The 20,521-nt window shown below is 41.0% G+C and carries 15 protein-coding genes; 8 read left to right on the forward strand and 7 right to left on the reverse strand.

The window, feature by feature from the left end; all coding sequences use genetic code 11:
* Entirely contained in the window at nt 1–1,314 is a 1,314-nt protein-coding gene (locus IEY67_RS13870) for a SpoIID/LytB domain-containing protein (RefSeq protein WP_183671719.1), read from the forward strand.
* A gap of 238 nt (nt 1,315–1,552) precedes the next feature.
* Here IEY67_RS13870 and IEY67_RS13875 read toward each other — a convergent pair whose 3' ends face one another.
* Genes IEY67_RS13875 through IEY67_RS13885 form a run of 3 tightly spaced genes read right to left on the reverse strand, consistent with a single transcriptional unit; the run spans nt 1,553 to nt 8,241 of the window.
* A complete protein-coding gene (locus tag IEY67_RS13875; protein WP_122373292.1) occupies nt 1,553–3,118 on the reverse strand; it encodes a RagB/SusD family nutrient uptake outer membrane protein in 1,566 nt (521 codons plus the stop codon).
* Nucleotides 3,119–3,138: 20 nt separating this feature from the next.
* Nucleotides 3,139–6,252: a SusC/RagA family TonB-linked outer membrane protein gene (locus tag IEY67_RS13880; protein WP_183671720.1), complete on the reverse strand. Its 3,114-nt coding sequence runs from the start codon at nt 6,250–6,252 to the stop codon at nt 3,139–3,141.
* 15 nt (nt 6,253–6,267) lie between these two features.
* Nucleotides 6,268–8,241: an alkaline phosphatase gene (locus IEY67_RS13885; protein WP_183671721.1), complete on the reverse strand. Its 1,974-nt coding sequence runs from the start codon at nt 8,239–8,241 to the stop codon at nt 6,268–6,270.
* Nucleotides 8,242–8,404: 163 nt separating this feature from the next.
* Between IEY67_RS13885 and IEY67_RS13890 the strand changes: the two genes are divergently transcribed.
* The 6 genes from IEY67_RS13890 to IEY67_RS13915 all read left to right on the forward strand — a co-directional run bounded on the left by IEY67_RS13890 (nt 8,405) and on the right by IEY67_RS13915 (nt 14,079).
* Nucleotides 8,405–9,853 (forward strand): sodium:solute symporter, encoded by a 1,449-nt coding sequence (locus IEY67_RS13890; RefSeq protein ID WP_183671722.1) that lies wholly within the window; start codon nt 8,405–8,407, stop codon nt 9,851–9,853.
* Between the two features lie 521 nt (nt 9,854–10,374).
* Entirely contained in the window at nt 10,375–10,596 is a 222-nt protein-coding gene (locus tag IEY67_RS13895) for a hypothetical protein (RefSeq protein WP_122373295.1), read from the forward strand.
* A gap of 200 nt (nt 10,597–10,796) precedes the next feature.
* The gene (locus IEY67_RS13900) at nt 10,797–12,539 is read left to right on the forward strand and encodes an alpha-L-fucosidase (RefSeq protein ID WP_122373296.1); all 1,743 of its coding nucleotides are present in this window, start codon (nt 10,797–10,799) and stop codon (nt 12,537–12,539) included.
* 121 nt (nt 12,540–12,660) lie between these two features.
* A complete protein-coding gene (gene yihA / locus IEY67_RS13905; protein ID WP_122351358.1) occupies nt 12,661–13,263 on the forward strand; it encodes a ribosome biogenesis GTP-binding protein YihA/YsxC in 603 nt (200 codons plus the stop codon).
* Nucleotides 13,264–13,468: 205 nt separating this feature from the next.
* Nucleotides 13,469–13,771, forward strand: coding sequence for a hypothetical protein (locus tag IEY67_RS13910; RefSeq protein ID WP_229801065.1), 303 nt, complete (start codon nt 13,469–13,471; stop codon nt 13,769–13,771).
* The gene (locus tag IEY67_RS13915; protein ID WP_122351359.1) at nt 13,756–14,079 is read left to right on the forward strand and encodes a type II toxin-antitoxin system RelE/ParE family toxin; all 324 of its coding nucleotides are present in this window, start codon (nt 13,756–13,758) and stop codon (nt 14,077–14,079) included. The genes IEY67_RS13910 and IEY67_RS13915 overlap by 16 nt, the downstream gene beginning before the upstream one ends.
* A gap of 42 nt (nt 14,080–14,121) precedes the next feature.
* Here the strand turns inward: IEY67_RS13915 and IEY67_RS13920 are convergent, their stop codons facing one another.
* The 3 genes from IEY67_RS13920 to IEY67_RS13930 form a co-directional block, all read right to left on the reverse strand.
* A complete protein-coding gene (locus IEY67_RS13920) occupies nt 14,122–14,553 on the reverse strand; it encodes an HIT family protein (RefSeq protein WP_122373298.1) in 432 nt (143 codons plus the stop codon).
* A gap of 99 nt (nt 14,554–14,652) precedes the next feature.
* Nucleotides 14,653–16,953 (reverse strand): TonB-dependent receptor, encoded by a 2,301-nt coding sequence (locus IEY67_RS13925; protein WP_183671723.1) that lies wholly within the window; start codon nt 16,951–16,953, stop codon nt 14,653–14,655.
* A gap of 232 nt (nt 16,954–17,185) precedes the next feature.
* The gene (locus IEY67_RS13930; protein ID WP_491687104.1) at nt 17,186–17,545 is read right to left on the reverse strand and encodes a DUF8478 family putative metalloprotein; all 360 of its coding nucleotides are present in this window, start codon (nt 17,543–17,545) and stop codon (nt 17,186–17,188) included.
* A 140-nt stretch (nt 17,546–17,685) separates the two neighbouring features.
* Between IEY67_RS13930 and IEY67_RS13935 the strand changes: the two genes are divergently transcribed.
* Entirely contained in the window at nt 17,686–19,611 is a 1,926-nt protein-coding gene (locus IEY67_RS13935; RefSeq protein WP_183671724.1) for a DUF4132 domain-containing protein, read from the forward strand.
* 71 nt (nt 19,612–19,682) lie between these two features.
* On the opposite strand, the gene IEY67_RS13940 is transcribed toward IEY67_RS13935, so the two are convergent.
* The gene (locus IEY67_RS13940; RefSeq protein ID WP_183671725.1) at nt 19,683–20,498 is read right to left on the reverse strand and encodes an alpha/beta hydrolase; all 816 of its coding nucleotides are present in this window, start codon (nt 20,496–20,498) and stop codon (nt 19,683–19,685) included.
* Between the last annotated feature and the right edge of the window lie 23 nt (nt 20,499–20,521).

Here is a 20,521-nt window from a genome sequence, read left to right on the forward strand (position 1 = left end):
ATGGATGCACCGTTAGTTAATGTTGGGATTATGACGGAAAAGGCACTCTCATTCGTATTCAACGGAGAATATATCCACACCGAGAGCAGTTCTTTTCTGACGGGAGAACAACGGGCGTTGTTCGTAAACGGGAATATAGTATACAACGGCAAGCTGTATAAGGAGCTTTTCTTTGAACCGGCTTCGCCTGATTCTTCATTCGACCTGAAAGCTGTTACGATCGGAGTTGATTTTCACTGGCAAAGACAGGAAGACCAACGATTCAAAGGTGCATTGAACCTGGTAGCGGGGAATGAAGGTATTGTGGTGATCAACAGCATCGATGTTGAAGAATATCTCACCAGTGTGATCTCGTCGGAAATGAGTGCCACAGCTTCAAAAGAGTTGCTGAAGGCACACGCCGTGATCTCTCGCAGTTGGTTGCTGGCGCAGATTGAAAAGACGTTCCGCCTGGGAAAAGCACCGGAGAAATACAAAAGTTGTGAACGCGACCGTGACCAATTGATCCGTTGGTATGACCGCGATGATCATGGTATGTTCGATGTCTGTGCCGATGATCATTGCCAACGTTACCAGGGTATCACCCGCGCCTCCACTCCGATAGTGGAAGAAGTGATCCACGAAACACGCGGCGAAATACTGACCGATGGCGAATCGATTTGCGATACCCGCTTTTCCAAATGCTGCGGAGGCGTAACCGAGCAATTCGAACATTGCTGGGAGCCTGTGCCCCACTCCTATCTGACAGCCGTTCGCGACAGCAAGGAGAGCGCTTTTCCTGACCTGACCGATCCGGTCGAAGCAGAAATGTGGATACGCAATTCGCCCGATGCTTTTTGCAATACGACAGATCAAAAGATATTGAGCCAGGTGCTGAACAATTATGATCAGGAAACAACTAATTTCTATCGTTGGAAAGTGACTTATACACAGGAGGAACTTGCCGAACTGATCCACCGCAAAAGTGGCATCGACTTCGGCGAGATACAAGATCTGATCCCATTGGAAAGAGGGAGTTCCGGACGTATCGAAAAGTTACAGATCGTAGGAACACGCCGTATTTATACGATCGGCAAGGAGTTGGAAATACGGCGGACCTTATCGGAAACCCATCTGTATAGTTCTGCTTTCGTTGTTGATAAGGAAAATATGCGCCTCAACATCCCGCAGCGTTTCGTACTGACGGGTGCCGGTTGGGGACATGGTGTAGGGCTTTGCCAGATCGGCGCAGCAGTTATGGGCGAACAGGGCTATTCTTATACGGAGATATTGTCACATTATTTCCGGGGAGCTAAAATTGAGAAAAGATATTAGTTCCTTTCCACAAGCATTCAGATACAAACATATTAAAATCTAAAAAGGTCGCTAATCTCACGATAGCGGCCTTTTTTTGTGTTTACCTATCTTTCCGGCTCCTAGTGGTAGCCGGTTGTCTTTACTCTCACGAGCTCTAACTGATTACAAAGGAATAAATAACTCTACAAGTAACCAAGCAAAATAGATTAATAAGGGTATTTTCCCCACAAAATGGGGAAAAATACCGATAAAATTATTAATAACCTTTGTTCTGTATCAGATTCTTACTCTTTGATATCTCGTTTGTTGGTATAGGGAATACATGATTGACCGATGCATTGAATGTACGGGACGGCCAGGCTTCTATTTCTGTTATCTCCAAATCGTCTTTCGACTGAGGAACCGGGATTTTAGCTTTAACACTATATCCATGTAAAGGTTTCTCCACATAATTCTTCGCAACACCCCAACGGATCAGATCCAACATACGATTCGAAAACTCTCCGGCCAACTCACAACGGCGTTCATTCATCAAATCTTCCTTCGTTGCATTCTGCTTAGGAGACAAACCGGCACGTTTACGTACTTCATTCAAAGAGGCATCTCCGTTCTGACCTTGCCAAATCAAAGCTTCGGCCTTCATTAGCAACACTTCGGCATAACGAATCAACGGTATATTCAGACTTGTTGTCGGATTATCGCCGTTCGGATTGACAGTCGTACCGATAGCATCTGCCGCCTTGAACGGATCCATATATTTATTGAACTGCATACCGGACAAACTTTCATTGGAGTAATATACCTTTTCCTGTCCCAGGAAAAAGAACTTGTCACCTGGTTGAAGAATAGTGGCAGGCAGACGTTTATCGCCTACTTCGAAAGCTTCGACCAACTCGATTGTCGGAGTAAAATACCCCCAACCGTTATATTGCCCCCAACCTTTATTCTCCAACAATGCGCCGGGAAGGAAAGAACCGGCCACTTCCGAAGACGGAGAAGAGAAAATATATTCATCACTGTAATTATTCTCGATCTTGAATACATCGGCGAAATTATCCAACAGGCGGTTCTTTCCTGAGTTGATAACCTTATCACAATATTCAATAGTGGTTGCATAAGAAGATGCATCATACTGAGCATCGAACAAAGCAACTTTAGCAATATATGCCCAACAAGCAGTTTTATGCGGACGGCCGTAATCAGCCTCTCCCCATTCTTTAAAGTCAGGCAATAATGCGGCTGCCTTTTCAAAATCTTCTATGCAATAAGTATAGTTATCGCGTACACTCTTGACACGGGGTACATCCAGTTCATCTACTGCCAGACCCGGCTCTACAATAGGTATACCTCCGTTTTCTCCATTATCCCCGTAATAAGGAGCGATCCAAAAGTAAGCCCAGGCACGGAAAAAATAAGCTTGTCCCAAGACTTTATCCTTTGTATCTTCACTGATATTCATATCGGGAACATTTAAAATAATATCGTTACAACGTTTGATCAACTGGTACATTTTCGGCCAGTTATCCACGACATCACGGCTATAATCCGCCGTAAAATTCTTCATGGCAGCACAACCGGCTTGTGTACGTCCTGTTACCACATCATCACTACAATTATAATAATGCATAAAGCCACGCCCGACAACACCGGCTTCCCCGGTCCAGAAATAAAGTCCGTCAGCTGCACGAAGCGCATCATTCTCCGTCATCCAGAAACGGTCGCTGGAAGGTTCTCCATATTTATTATAGGTAAGGAAATCCTCACAAGATGTTAATCCGGCCAATGCCAGACAAAGAATTCCTATTTTCAATACTGTTTTCATACTTTGATTCGTTTATATGCTTAAAATGTAAGATTCAATCCAAAAGAAACTACACGGGATACAGGATATGTACCGCCATCTACTCCGTAATTACCCACTTCCGGGTCCATTCCTGAATATTTAGTGAAAGTCAACAGGTTTTCACCACTTGCATACACACGCAGATTGGGTGCTCCGGGTGCATTTCCGAACAAACTTTTAGGTAAAGTATAACCAAGCGTAATATTTTTTACACGAAGGTAACTACCGTTTTCCAGGAAAAAGTCAGAAACCGTACTGTAATTCCCGTTCGTATCCGACATACTGATCAAAGGGATATCCGAATTATGATTATACCCCCATGAATCCAAAACGTCGGCAGACATATTCCAACCCTGGCCGGCAGCATAGGTCATTACCTTGACTCCGTTGAATATTTTATTTCCGGCAACACCTTGCAGGGCTATGTTCAGATCGAAATTCTTATAACCGAAAGATGCATTCAAACCATATGTAAACTTCGGAGTGTAACTACCCATATATTCGCGGTCATTATCATTGATGATTCCATCTCCATTCAGGTCTACGAATTTTTGATCACCAGGTTTTGCATTTGGCTGTATCTTCGTGATATTTCCATTCTGGTCCGTATGAGTATAGGCATCTATTTCCGCTTGTGATTGAAAAATACCATCTGTCTTTACTACATAATAAGAATACCAGGGTTGTCCGACTTTGGAACGTAACGGTTGCATAGCACGGATAGTCAATCCATGAGCAAAGAAATCACGATCTCCCAAATCCTTTACCTCCGAACGGAGAAAAGAAAAATTCGCATCCACATGATAAGAAAAACCTCCCTTTGATGTATCTCCATAACCTAATGTAAACTCAACTCCACTATTCTGCACTTTACCTACATTTCCCAGCGGAGCAACCGACACGCCACCGACAGATGCAAGCGGAACTTCCTCGATTAAGTCCTTTGTATTCTTAATAAAATAATCAGCCCCGAAAGCCAGTTTTCCTTCTAAAAATTCAATATCGAATCCTAAGTCTGTTTGTTCTGAAGTCTCCCATTTTAAATCAGGATTAGGAAATGTCGTCAATCCCAGTCCCAGAATCGGGTTTTGGTGGCTATTTCCCAAATATGTATAATCACCGGTCTGTGACAAGTTAGACATATAAGAGTAGTTACGCACACCGGCTACATTACCTATCTGCCCCCAGCTAACACGTAGCTTCAACAATGAAATCACCGGATTATCCTTCAAAAACTTCTCGGAAGAGATCTTCCAGGCACCGGACACTGCGGGAAAAATACCGGAATTATTCTTGTAATACAATTTTGATGAAGCATCACGGCGGATACTCGCAGTCAGGAAATAACGGTCATCATAAGAATAAGAGCCACGGGCATATACAGATACCTGCGATTCCTGTGTACGGCTTTCACTTGGTTTTGTCTTTGTCCAATCCGTACCGTTTACCAGATTTTGTGAATACTCATCCTCGTCAGGGAAATTATATACAGTTACATTCGCATCTCTGTAAGAGTTATAACTCATTGAATAACCACCCATCACATTCACCTGATGCTTACCAAACATCTGATCATACGTTGCGACCGTTTCCCACAACCAATTATTTGTACGTGAATACATCAGATTCCGTGAGTTCTCATCATTTGTTTTACCGATCTCAAGTACACGGACGCTAAAATTTTCATAATAATTATTTTTTGTCCCGGCTGAAAACTCTGAACGAATCTTCAAATGCTCGATAGGATCTATCACCAGGCTTGTCGTTGAAAACAGTTGCTGATTCGGGCGATTCTGGTTTAAACGCATCAGGGTTGCCACAGGATTCACTACTTCTCCGAAAGTTCCGGCTACTCCCAGGTCTTTTGCCCACAAAGGGACTGTCCCTCCAAATTTTCTTTTCCCATAATCATCCAAAACATAATTACCCTCCTGGTCCATTTCATAAACAGTAGCGGAAGGAGGCATAAACATAGCTGAAGCTGTGACCCCCGTATGACTGGAAGTATTTATATCGCCTCGTCCGTTTGTATATACATAGTTGACACGTTCGGAAAGAGATACCCATTTATTAATCTTGAAATCGATATTTGCTTTTACCCCCAGGTTTTCCGCATAGGTATTAAGTAAAGTACCCTCTGTCTTGTTATATTCAGCGGAAAGATAAGATTTCAAAGATTCACTACCTCCATTCAAGGAAAGAGCATATCGTTGTATCTTACCAGTACGAAATATTTCATCGATCCAGTTCGTATGAGTTTGCTGCCCATAAGGATAAATATCGGGATCGATGCCGGCCGGTATCGAAACTCCGTCCACATTGGCTGCATCGGTACGAACTTTCACATATTCTTCGGCTGTCAGCACTTTCGGTTTTCGCCAAGCCGACTGAACGCCATAACTGGCACGAGCAGAAACAGTAATTTTACCCTCCTTCGCCTTTTTAGTCGTTACAAGGATCACACCACCCGAACCGACATTCGTTCCATAAATAGCAGCAGAAGCCGCATCCTTCAGGATCGTGATGGATTCCACATCTTCCATATTGAAAGGAGCGCCGGATACACCATCTACTACATATAAAGGTGCTTCTCCGTCACGCGAACCTTTTCCGCGAATCGTTACAGAAGGTGACGACATCGGATCGCCGCTATTATTAGCGATCGTCACACCGGCTATCTGCCCCTGTAAAGCTCCGATCACACTTGTCGAACGGCTTTTTACATCATCTCCGATATCTTTTTTGGATACGGCAACAGAAAGATTCGATTTACGGGATTCCTGTCCGTAACCGATAACAACCACCTCTTCCAGATTCACCAGGTCATCTTCCAGTGAAACATTGATTTGCGAACGACCGCTCACTTTAGTTGTAAAAGGTTTATATCCCAGATAACTGATTTGCAATTCTGCATCCGCAGGGACTTCCAACTGATATTCCCCATCGATATTCGTGAGTGCTCCATTGGCAGTTCCAGTCTGTACAACAGTTGCTCCAATGATAGGTTCCGATGTTTTTGCATCAAAAACCACTCCTCTCACGCTGATTTGTTGCGCAAACAACACGCTCACGCAACAAAACGTGAGAAGAAAATAAGTAACCAACAATCTCATGTTCAATGATTTTAATTAATGTATTTGTTTTATGCTATTTAATATTTTATGAAAGATTTCAGTATTGGGATAAATTCCACAGAAATGTGAAGCTCCGGGACCATAGGCGAAAACAGGAACCATTATCGGTGTATGATCATCAGTCATATAACGAGCTGTAATATGTCCAGACTCACGATCTCCATCAACCAAAGTCAGCCCACCGGTCTCATGGTCGGCTGTCACAATAACCAACGTTTCTCCATTACTGTCGGCAAATTTCATTGCTTCAGCTACTGCTTTATCAAAACTAAGTGTCTCCATAACAGAGCCAGGTAAAGAATTGGCGTGCCCGGCATAATCAACTTTAGCACCTTCCACCATCAGAAAAAAACCTTTTTCATTCGTTTCTTTCAGTTTATCAATAGCAGCATGAGTTGCATCCGCAAGCAATGATAGCGACTCCTCGGTTGTAGCCTGCCCCATCCGTTCATCTATACAGATAACCTTTCCTTTGAGCTCGTTAATATCATCTATAGTAGTCGTTATATTATATTGAGGTCTCAACTCTTCAACCAAATTACGGCTATCTTTCCTTTTGGTAAGTACATTCATTCCACTGCCGTTCAATAAAGTCAGAGTACCTTTCAGAAGCCAATCGGTTATTTCATCCGTATTGTCACGCTCCGTTGCATGACCGTAAAAAGCAGCAGGGGTTGCATCTGCAATATTGCCTAATGTAACGACTCCACAGGCAAATCCGTCAGAAGCCAATACCTCCGACAGAGAAGGATATACCTCACCATCTTCACTCATGCTGATATAACGGTTACAATTAGATTGTCCTGTAGCAATCGAACTTCCGGCACCCGCCGAATCTGTGGTGTACTGGTCTTTCGCATTGGTCTGCTGTAACCCTACATATTTACATTGCAGAAAAGAAAGACCTTTATTTACCGTCTGGGCAGCACAAATCTGAGCCAGTCCCATTCCATCACCAATCAAAAGGATCACATTTTTAATCGGTTTTTCAGTACCGTCATTCAGGTAAGTCGGCGTGTAAATTTCCACTGGCTTTGTCAGCATCCTGTTCTTTTTACCGAAGCCCCGGAAACCGGCAGTGGTTTTATCCAGCCTGTCGGTTCGGGTAACTTCTTCACTTAAATTGAGCGTATCAGAAATAATCGAGAAATTCTTACTTTCAAAATTGTGAAAGAAATCGGAGCAAGCTTCCGGTTTATCCGTATTAATGATATCCACTCCCATATTATGGAATGTATTCCACGCTGTGATACCATCCGGAGCTCCCCAAAAACGAATCGGTTTTCCCAAGGCATGAACCTTTTCTATCACGTTTGCAACCAGTTTCTTTTCCGGAGCAATCATGGCTCCTTTTCCATTCCATACAGAATAGCGACCGAAAGCATCGCTGATTATCCCGACTCGTTCCAATTGTTCCGGGGTATAGTCAACGCCGATTTGTCCATCGAAATAGATATAAGACGGATATTTGGAAAAATCAGACGGAGACGGACAGTTTCCGGTAATTACAATACGAACTGCTGCCGGATTAACAGCCGGATCAAAAACTTCCGGATATTTATTCAACTTGGAAACTAGACAATCGAGAGTCGGTTTTTCCGGTGTTTTGAGTTCAATCAGTAATTGCAGTCTATTATCGGAGTTTTTCCAGGGACGTCCGTTATTTCGTTTATATAAAGAGAGTATAGGCTCTATATATAATTCATCCAGTGTAGATGCCGTACCCAATTCTTCCGGATCATGTGCAACCAGAAGTTCTCCGGTTTCCTCTACTGCGTACACATCCGCTTCGATTGAGTACAACTGCTGCGAATAGGCCTGATAAAAAGGAACCCGCTGACGGTAATCATTATGAGAATGAATCAGGACAGCCTGTTGTGCTGATAAATTTCCGAGTGGAAAAACAGTCAAAAAGCCAGCGATTAAAAGCGAGTTAAAAACAGAAAAGCGTCTTTTATTTATTTCCATTTTCTTTTTGTTTTTCTTTGTTTTTTTACGACCGCAAAGGAACAATGCGTATATTAAGAAGAAGTTTACATGATATTACATTTTTGTAAAATGTTGTTATCTTTGTCCCCGAACGTTCGACAGGGATTAAACTTCCCTGCTCTACTTAATTAAATACCGATTAATGAATAGCTATATCATCCTCTCCATAATTGCCGTTTATTTTGGCATATTGTTGCTGATTGCCTGGATCACAGGTAGGAAAAGCACAAGCAATGACGCGTTCTTCCTGGGCAACCGTAAATCACCGTGGTATATCGTTTCCATCGGGATGATCGGGACATCGCTTTCAGGCGTGACTTTCGTCTCGGTCCCGGGAATGGTACGGAGCATAGATATGACTTATATGCAAACGGTTTTCGGCTTTTTCTTCGGATATATATTAATAGCTAAAGTATTGTTGCCTCTCTATTATAAGCTACAACTGACATCGATCTACTCCTACCTCGGAGACCGTATCGGACGAAGAAGTTACAAAACAGGGGCTTCCTTCTTTCTGCTTTCAAAGATCGTCGGGGCAGCAGCACGACTTTATCTGGTTGTCCTGATCTTGCAGCATTACGTATTCAGCACCTGGAATATTCCTTTTTGGGTAACCGTCATTATCAGTATTTTCCTGGTATGGCTATACACGTACCGAAGCGGCATAAAGACGATCATCTGGACAGATACACTCCAGGCTCTTTGCCTGGTCGCTATGCTGGTCGTTATTATATGGAAAGTAAAAGATGCCATGGAGCTAGATATGGGAGGCATGGTGCGGACATTGACAGAGAATCCCCATTTCCGTATTTTTGAATTCGATGATTGGCACAGTACGCAACATTTCGTGAAACAGTTTTTCAGCGGAATCTTTATCACTATCGTCATGACCGGACTCGATCAGGATATGATGCAAAAGAACTTGTCCTGCAAAAGTCTGAAAGATGCACAAAAAAATATGTACACTTATGGTTTTGCCTTTACGCCGGTGAACTTCCTGTTCCTTGCCCTCGGTGTATTGTTACTAAGCCTTGCCTCACAAAAGAATATCGAATTGCCGGTATTAAATGACGATATCCTGCCGATGTTTTGTACTTCCGGCATATTGGGACATTCCATTCTGATCTTCTTTACGATCGGTATCATAGCGGCGGCTTTCAGCAGTGCCGATTCAGCATTGACGGCATTGACTACCTCTTTCTGTGTCGACATCCTCGGAGTGGAAAAGGAAGAAGCAACCAAGGCTAAGCGCACCCGCCTGATGAGCCATTTGCTCATCTCTGTCTTATTTGCCATAATTATCCTTATCTTTAAGGCCGTAAACAGCCGTAGTGTGATCGATGCCATCTATATGATTGCTTCCTATACTTACGGTCCTTTACTGGGATTATTTGTCTTTGGATTATTCACAAAAAAACATCCGCGTGACAAATATGTTCCTTATATATGTATCTTTTCACCGCTGATCTGCTTTGCAACGGATTATCTGGTGAAACAACATACAGGCTATGCCTTCGGTTATGAAATGCTGATGCTGAACGGAGCGATCACATTCTTCGGATTATGGGCGGCCTCAGTCAAACACAAATAAGAAAAACGAAATGGCTTATATCGCATAATCGCAAATAAATTCATTTAATATTAATTAACAATCGTAAAAAACAATAAGCTATCTTGTTCACACGTTTTATATAACAAAAGATTTAAACTTTTAAATATTTAGATTATGACACAAATAAAAATCTAGCAACTTTAAAGAATTCACCTATCACAACAGACTAGTCTATGTAAAAGGATACAACAATTCAGGTGATGGTAGTGACGGTTATTTTATATGGAGGAGAAAAGGGTATAAATTATCTTTTACCTAATCAATTTAATATTTTTGAAAACATAAGTGTTTCAAAAAATAGTGATTATACATATGATCTATAATATGACTGGACAAAATGCACTTTGGTTCATTAAATGCGCCTAACAATATAAAAGCAGGCAATGTATTTCTCTATTGACAAATCATTTGTAAGTATTTATAATAATACTATAAATGTATCTGATCCAAATTGATAATACTTCAATAACAATTTTTTTATATATGGGAACAATAATGTTATGAGCGAAATAAATGTAGGATATAATGTCTTTAATTATGCCAAACCGGGGAAAATATATGGCATAATGACAACTGTCAATATCACAAATAATATAATTGATTACTCTAACAATAAAATAGTTTTTGTTAATGACTCAAATTCTCCAATCACAAAAATAAAATCTTCAATAAACGTAGATGAATTAATCAATATTAGAACGGATGCAACATCAGTAACATAAAAAACATTTATATATGACAAATAACGCAAATCGATCATTCACTCCAGAAAACGGGAGCAATGCGACTTTTATTAAAATTAATTATCACCTAAGCAGTGATATTTATGAGACTTATCAATTAATATCAGTCATAAAAAAATTATCATAATACAACACAAACAGTTTATAATTACTCTTCCTATATTGAAATATTATATCATATGAAATATTTATACAACAGTTTTATAATAATTAATCTACTCATAATCCTAACTTCATGTTTAAAAGAAGATAGTATAGATAAGCCTGAACCTCCTGAACCTACAAGTAAAATGGACTGGTGGGATGAAGCGAAGTTCGGTATGTTTATTCATTTCGGGGTATATTCCGTTCCTGCCGGTGAATTTGCAGGAACAGATCTTGATGGAGTAGTCTATCCTACCGATTCACCTAAATTGTCAGGAGGTGTAGGTGCAGAGTGGATTATGTACACTGCTAAAATTCCAAGAGAAACTTATAAATTATATGCAAAAGATTTCACTTGCCATAATTTTAATGCAAACCAAATAGCCGATTTAGCAAAATCTTGTGGAATGAATTATCTGGTTATTACGTTAAAACATCATGATGGATTCGTCATGTATCCTACAAAATTAACAGACTGGAACATATCAAATAGTGGAGCAAAAGGATTGGATGTTATTAAAGAGATGCAGGAAGCATGCCTCAACAGAGGTTTAAAATTCGGTGTATATTTTTCACAAAATATTGATTGGATGACCAACGAATCGTATGGTTATGTTCCGGAAATAAAAGGCAGGTATAAAGAACACAAACAGTATGATGACTATACTGAAAATTTAATACGTGAATTTGTTACCAGATATCCATCCGTCGATTTAATATGGTGGGATGGATATCTTGAAAATACAAATACCAATTCAGCCAACCGTTTTTTACAAGCAGCTGAAAGTATAAGGCCAGACATTATATTTAATGATAGGTTATATTCAAAACATGAAGGAGATTATATTACTCCTGAGATGTCTTTAAATTTATCTATTCAAAAATTCAAGCGATTTGAATTATGTACATCAATAAACGAAAAAAGCTGGGGATACAGTAAGTCTAAAAATCAAAACTCTTATATGACCAAAGAAGAAATCATCATCGACCTATTAAGATGTATCCAATACGGAGGCAATTTTCTTCTTAACATAGGTCCCAAAAACGATGGAAGTATACCTGTACAACAATCTGAACCTTTAGAAAAAGCGGGATACATAATTCAAAAGATAGGAGGAATACAAGGTGCAAAAAGTCTAAACCAAATATATGGACAACATAATTGTTTCTGTAGATATACTGTAAAAAGCAGTAATACAAAGTTGTATATAACAAAGATGCCTAATGTAAACAATTCAGAAATAAAAGTAACAGGGATCAAAAATTCCATTATCTCAATGGAAACCAATCATACAGCAAAAAAAGAAGGAGATGACGTTATTATAAGCGGTTTCAACGGAGAATTCGATACGGCATGCCTTCTGCTATCCGGAGAAATTGATTCTTACGACGCAGGAATAAATATCCCATGCAACGAAATAATATCATCTTTATCGGCCTTTGCCAACGGAGAATTCGGCATAGAGACAGGGGATAACAATCAGTTTATGCTTACAAATTGGAAAGGAGAACTTTCCAATTCCATAGAATATTGTGTTAATTCAAAAGAAAACAGATCATATAATATATCCATTTATACAGCTGAAATGAGTGATTATGAAATATCAGTGGATATTGATGGAGAAAAATACGACAGAACAATAAAAAGAGGATATCAACGCCATAAATCAAAAATAATGGAGAATTACAATTTAAATCAGGGAACTCATTGTATAAAATTGACAATAAAACCAAGCGAGGGGAAATGGGCTAATTTTTATGGGATAGAATTCGAATAATCATATGATGGCAAAAACAGATATCCTCAAAATCCACCAAAGTTTGAATTCTAAATATTTTTATACCTTTGTACATCATAAATTGTTTGTATTAAACACAAAACAATAAAAGCGTAAGAATATGGAAATCAAAAGTGCAGAATTTGTTATCAGTAACACAGACGTAAAGAAATGCCCCGCAGGTAACTTTCCGGAGTATGCCTTTATCGGGCGAAGCAATGTTGGCAAATCCTCCCTTATCAATATGTTGACAGGCAAGAAAGGATTGGCTATGACTTCACAGAAGCCGGGAAAAACTTTGCTTATCAATCATTTTATAATCAACAACAACTGGTTTCTGGTCGACCTGCCAGGTTATGGTTTTGCCCAGCGCGGAAAAGAAGGCAGGGAGAATATCCAGCGGATCATCGAAGATTATATCCTGGAACGTGAACAACTCACAAACCTGTTTGTCTTGATCGACTGCCGCCATGAAGCACAAAAGATCGACCTGGAATTTATGGAATGGCTGGGTGAAAACGGCATCCCTTTCTCTATCATCTTCACAAAGATCGACAAGATCAGCAAAGGACGCTTACAGGAAAATCTGAAAGCTTATCAGGAAAAGTTACTTGAAACATGGGAAGAACTCCCTCCGATGCTTTTCTCTTCTTCCGAGAAAAAAGAAGGACGGGACGAAATACTTAACTACATAGATACAATAAATAAAAGTTTGAAAGGTTAGATCATCCGGGAGCGACATGGCTCTGGTTACATGGATATCGCCACAGTTATACCGGAGCGGAATGCTCTCCGCTCCGTAAGGTCACGCTTCACCAAGTATAATTGCCGTGTGACCGCAGCCTCCTGAAAGAAAAAAGTTTATTTCATTGTCTTTATTAAAAAAATAAATACATTTGTACTTTATCAAAACCGGAAGGAGTAAATATATGAAAGCAATGGAATTACAGGGTGAACGCCTGGAACTGTTCAACGAAATTATCAACCTTGACACAGAAAGTATCGAGAGAGTAAAAAAGTATGTCAAGCGGATTGCATCCAACAAATCTAAAATATCCCGTAGGGTAACTGTTGACGATATCGACTTCGTTACCGATGAAGAAATAGAAAGTGCCATGCACCCGTTATCCCATGAAGAAAAGATGGAAAGTCTTAGGTTGGCAGAGGAAGATTCGGTCTATTACACACAAGATGAAATGCGAAAAGCTGTCACTTCATGGAGGAATCTTTAGTTATTGCATGGAAACGCACAGCAAGAAAACAAGCTCGAACAATTTATGCCTGGTACAAAAAAGAAATGGGACTTAGAGCTGCAGATAAATTCATTAATGGGATTTTAGAAACCGTAGACTTGCTGGCATTAAATCCCAATATGGGATCTTATGAACCGGAAACCGAAACATGTAAAAGAAATTATCGTTCCTTTGTCGAACATAGAAACCATAAAATCCTTTACTATGTAGAAAAAAAGACAATCTACATTGTTAGCATTTGGCCTAACAGCCAGAATCCAGAAAGCTTTATCAAACAACTAAAATAAACAACAAAGGAAAGCCCGGCAGCTTTCCTTTTGTTTTTATTTTTATCCCAACGCTTCCTTTAACTTCGCAATCATACCTTCATACTCCTTATCCGACAAATAAACCTTCTGCGGATTCATAGTGAACGTACCTCCGAAGTCAGGGCCGTCCTCATATTTGGGAGCCAGATGGAAATGAAGATGTGAAAGTTTATCGGAATAAGCACCGTAATTTATTTTTTGCGGATTGAATACCTTCTGCATGGCACGTGTTACCTTTACCACATCTGCCATAAACGCATTTCTTTCCTCATCGCTCAACATATTCAGATCATGCACATGGTCCTTATAAGAAACCAGGCAACGCCCATAATATGTTTGTTCCTTGAAAAGAAACAGTCTGGATACGGATAAAGGAGCTATTTCGATCATCAGATCGTGTAATGTCTGATTGTTCGTGCAATACAAACAATCCTTAGGATCACTTAAATTCATGTTATATAGATTTATTAAATTGACGCTAAAGTAAACATAAAGCCCGGTAAAAGCAAGGAACTTCTACCGGGCTTTCCCGAATATTTTTATATCAGCCTATCAATAACTGATCTTACATCCGATAAAATAACTGCGCGGAATACCCGGACCATAGATATATCCGGCATCACGTTTCTCGTATTTATCAAAATCATCCTGATAGGAATTAAAGATATTCTGAACACCTGCATTTACCTGCAAAGTAACAGACTGGTAAAGAGGGAAATCGTATGCTACCTTCACATTCAGGTCAAAGAAATCTTTTGTCTTCTCTTCCCGGTCTTCCGGAATATAACCAGCCAGATGCTGAACCAGCATGCTCCCGGTATAAGTACCGGTCAACGAAGCCGTAAATCTTTTCACCGGAGTAAATGAGGAAGTGAAGTAGCCATACACATCCGGCGAACGGAACATCTTTTTCTGAGGTTCCAGATTCTTATTCTCGCTCCAACTTTCCGGCTCTTTATAACGGCTGCGCTGGATAGTTGCACCTGCCTGTATCTGCATCCACGAATATACCGCCTTTGCTTCCAGGTTAATCCCCATTACACGAGCCCCTTTCCCGTTACGGCGTTCCATCAGCAGGTTGTTATCATTGTCACGTCCTATCTCTTCCAGGATGAATACATTTCGTAAATCCGTATAGAAACCTTCTACCAGGAAATTAGTCTGGACCGGACCGAAACGACGATAAAAATCAGCAGAAAGACTCACACTCTGCGAGTTTTCCTCTTTCAGGTCGGGAGATATCTGAATAATAGCCACATCACCACCTACAGCCGTGATATGCAAATCTTCATCGAACGCCTGCGGAGCACGGAAACCGCTTGAATAGGACATACGCAGATTCACATCGCTGATCGGATTAAAACGCACATTGGCACGCGGACTGAATATAGCATGATCGATCAGGTTATGCTTATCCATACGCGCCCCGACAAGAAAACTCCATTTCTCATTCTTCCATTCGTTCTGCAGGAAAACACTTCCGATATGCACTGTCTGCTCGATCGTACGGTGATAACCCAGCATCTTATCCTGCAAATCATCGTAGTTATATTCAGCACCACCGGTAAATTCGGCAGGCATAAACAGGCATTTATCCCATTCATACGAATATTGGGCACCACCTACAAAAGTCATATCCGTCGTGCTGCCATAAGCATTCGGATTTTTATCGGCACCGTAATAACTGCTTCTTTGCGTATGTTGGGCAGAAGTATATACATTCAAACGATGCTTATAATCTTTCGAGAAGAGATCGAACTTCAACCCGCCCCCATTGATATTATGCTCCGTTTGCTCGGCTATATCCGCTTCATGAGGAGGCAGATCCAATAAGTTACCGCCACGACGGTATTCATTGATATTATGATATTCGAAAGTCAACTTCGAATAAGTGCTCGTCTTCAGATAAGAACGGAAACCAAGCGTACGGGCATTCAGTTTTCCCAGTTCGGTAAAGCCGTCGCCATCATGGTCGTAAGCCCCGCGATAGCGGTTCTGTCCGAACATATAGATGCCCGCCTTATGATCATCTGTCACCAGCGACGCATTGATTGTCGTATTATTATCCGGACGGTCGCCGCCAATCATCGTTAATGAATGGGCGATCTGTGCGGAATTCCTCAAAGGCTCTTTTGTAATGATGTTGATCGTACCTGCAATAGCGGAAGAACCGAATAAAGCTGAACCTCCCCCACGCATGATCTCCACACGCTCGATCATATTTGCCGGGATCTGCTCCAAACCATATACACCGGTCAGTGCACTGAATATCGGACGGCTATCCACCAGTATCTGCGTATAAGGACCTTCAAGTCCATTGATACGGACCTGCTGGAATCCGCAATTCTGACAGTTGTTTTCCACACGTACACCCGGCTGGAAGTTCAGACCATCCGCCAAAGAGGTAGCATGCGTCGTCTCAAAAGTTTTCGAATCGAGCACATTCACAAGCGAAGGAGCCAGACGGCGGGTTGTCTCGTTACGGTTTGCCGATACGACCACTCCGTCCAATGCAACCAAATCCTCTTCCGCATCAAAATTGACTTCCAGAGTTTTTCCTTTTTTCAAAGTTACCGGCTTCTCTATAGTCTTAAAGCCTAATGTTTTCATCACCAGTGTATACTTACCTTCCGGCAGGTTCTTCAGGTAATAATGACCGGTTGCATCAGTCGACGTACCGATCGTCGTTCCCTTCAGGAAAACATTGATAAAAGAAAGATGCTCGCCCGTTTTCTTATCCAATATATGTCCTACGATATTGGCATCCGACGGATTCAGGGTCGGAGCATCATCCGCCCATGCCGTCGTAAAGACACAGCACAGGCACAGTATAAGAGTTATAATCTTATTCATTGCGATTTGTTCTGATAAATAGGTAATGTTATAATGCAAAACACGGTACTTCCTAATCCGAAATACCCGATGTTTTATATTTTTGACCCAGGTCAAAAACGTTTACCACCCAGGTCAAAAACGTTTATCACCTTGGTCAAAAAGGTTTTCGACCTGGGTCGAAAAATTAGAAGGATGGGATGTTTTTATTAGAAACACCTATCCTTATCAATTGAAGTATTACTATTTGTTATCAGAAAACAGGAGGCGCACGAAGGGAAAGCTGCCCTTTGTCAGGGTGCGCATAGTCCGGATAAACCGGATATTCAACTATTTCAGCAATTTGTTGTGCACTAAAATTCAGATAAAGAGCATGTACTGCTCCGTCTTCCACACTAAGCGTTGTCAGTATGTGGAATAATTGTATTTCGGATAAGGAAGCATGATGGTGGCAGGCACCGCCGTTCAATTTCCCGAAAGGATGCGAATGGACAATCGTCGTACCATGTTCTATATGGACATGAATAAATAACGTAATGCTGCCATAGTAGGCGATAAAGATCACCGGTAACAGCCATTTCAGATATTTATTCATTGTTTGCCTCACACCCATATTATTTAGAAGGTGCAAAATTACAAAATATTTTTTATACATTTGCTTTTATATGTAATACTATTTCCTGCAACTAACCACTTCTGTATTTGTTTTAGGAATAAGGAAATAAACAGTAATAAAAGGAAAACAATATATATATGAAGAAAAAGCAACAAACGGATGCTGCAGTACTATTCGATGCCTGGTGTGAAGTATATAGTGCTTCCGACCTGCCACTTCCGGATACTCTCAGGGAAATACAAATCGATGAACTTATCCGTAAGAATAAGCAAGCAGCCTACCATTATCTATATAGTGACATTCCACTAAAGAAAAGACTGGTCTGGCTGAATAAACTATTTTCAGACTGCGGCTTGACAGACTATGAACAGTTGCTGGGATTATTGAAAGAAAACTCTAAATTAATCCGCAGGAATATCGAAAGACTCCTGCTCGACAAAGAAAAGAAAACCCGCAAATTGCTTGAACAACTCTATCCGGAACTGGATGAAGAGTCGCAAAACTGGGCCAGGCAATTATTCAAATACTGGGACAATACACATGCTTCCGCTGCCAAAATCAAATTCAGGAATAAACAGGCAGTCATCGACTATTGCAGTAAGCATATCGAACTATATTGTACGCAACAGATAGCCTGGTTACCGCAAAAACCTTATACAAGACTCCATTGGGCAAACGAAACAGATGTGGATGAGTTTGTACCCCGCCATGTAATCCGGTACGTATTAAGTGAATATATGTCTCTTAATCAAGTTGTCCGGCTACATGCCTGCGATGCGATCGTACCTTTCATCGAGGAAGAAGAATGGCAGGCGATGATGGAAGAACTGTTCCGCTACTGGCAATCGGATAGTGCTGAGGCAAACAGAAGGATGCTTCTGCTCCCTTATTGTTTTTACGGCTCCGAGCAGCAGATCGCACGGCTGTCTCCTTTGATCAAATCGTGGTCGAGAGCCTCCCGCAAACAACTTTCCAGATTTGTCCTCAAGCTACTGGGAATAAAATCGAGTCCCAATGCCCTCCGTATCCTGAATGAATGGATGGAAATCTCTCCCAACGGAACGTACAGGACCACGTCATGGAACGCATTCCGTCAGGCAGCCATCCGCAAAGGCATGACTGTAGAGGAACTGGCAGACCAGATCATTCCAACTTTCGGTTTCAATAGCCCGGCAGAGAAAGAGGTAAGCTATGGCACACGGACTTTCCGTGTAACTCTGAATCCGGACTTTACCCTTTCTGTATTCGATCTTGAAAAACAGAAAGTAAGCAAATCGCTCCCCGCCCCGACTAAACACGATGACCGTAAAAAAGCAGAAAAGGCCCGGGAGGAGTTATCAACTTTAAACAAAGTAGTCAAAACCCAGACTAAAATTCAGCGGAAACGCCTGGAACAGTCTTTAAAGAACGGACGAACCTGGCCCCGGAAGATATGGCAAACTATCTTTATAGAAAACCCGGTTATGCGGTATATTACGACCGGACTTGTCTGGGGTGTCTATAAGGAAGGGCAACTAAGGAAGTCTTTCCGGTATATGGAGAACGGAAAATGTATAACTGTCGATGAAAAAGAATTTATCCTTTCTGACGATGCAATCATTTCTCTGGTACATCCGGTCGATCTGACTTCCGAAATATTATCCGGATGGAAGAAGCAACTGGATGATCTGGGAATAACTCCTCTCCTTCCGCAGTTAACTGCTCCGGTATATTATCTGAGTGAAGAGGAAAAACAGGTAAATACGATTACCCGTTATTCCGGGAAACAAGTTTATATCAGTAACATTTACAACTTTGAAACGGCGGATATAACAACCCGGATTGAAAATGACATTCTCTATATTATAGATAGGTCGCTAAATATTGTGATACAACTACCGTTTGTTACTGAAGGAAATGAAGTTCTTTTGAAAGAGATATATTTCTCTTCATTGGAAGAAGATGAAGATATGGAAACTATCCGATTGCCTAAAAATGAAAAACTGCCGTTATCAGCCATACCGGAACGAATTATCTGCAGCATATTAAATATGCTGATCAATGCTTTTTCACTGGAGAAATAAACAGTTGCCAGTTCAGATAATAAAACGATCCTGTCCCCACTCCAAGCACGGGGACAGGCAGTCTACTATATTCACTTAGTATTTCGTTTATCGAAGAATTTCTTGAAAAACAATATCTGGTAATCGATGGAATTACTCCAGTATTCGCCATTATGTGCACCCGGACGGACAATAAAGTCGTGGTCGATCTTATATTTCAGCAGTTTTTTATGGAAATCGTTATTTACTTCAAAGAAGAAATCGCTGTAACCGCAATCGAAGATCAATGCCAGATCGCCATTCTGCAGGCGGTCTACCTGATTGATAACCGTATGATTATCCCATACCTCCTGATTCTCGCTTTCCTTCCCCAGCCGATCGCTCATATTCCAGTTATTCGGGAAAGGACGGATATCGACACCGCCGCTTGTACTCCCCGCTGCACCAAAAATATCCTTGTGACGGAAAGAAATCCACATCGCACCATGCCCTCCCATGCTAAGACCGGTAATAGCACGTCCTTTACGATCTTTTAGGGTCGGATAATTGGCATCTATATAATTGACAAGCTCTTTGGAAACAAATGTTTCATACCGATAGGAAGGATCGACCGGACTATCCCAATACCAACTGTTCTTACCATCCGGACAGACAAACATGATCCCATATTGATCTGCTATCTCCGGTAAATTAGGCTTTAGGCCGATCCAGGTTTTAGCATTTCCGCCATAGCCATGCAGTAAATAGATGACCGGAGCTGCCTTCTTCCCATTTCCCGGCGTTATTATAACAGTCTGAATATCCTTGTTCATCGCATCACTGCGAACATGGATAGTATCGACTACTGCTGCATGTGCAGACAGGATAAAAAATGCTACAAGCGATAATAAAAATATCTTTGCTTTCATGATCTGTATAGAATTTATTAGTA

It is taken from the genome of Parabacteroides faecis, from assembly GCF_014647375.1.
GTDB lineage: Bacteria > Bacteroidota > Bacteroidia > Bacteroidales > Tannerellaceae > Parabacteroides > Parabacteroides faecis.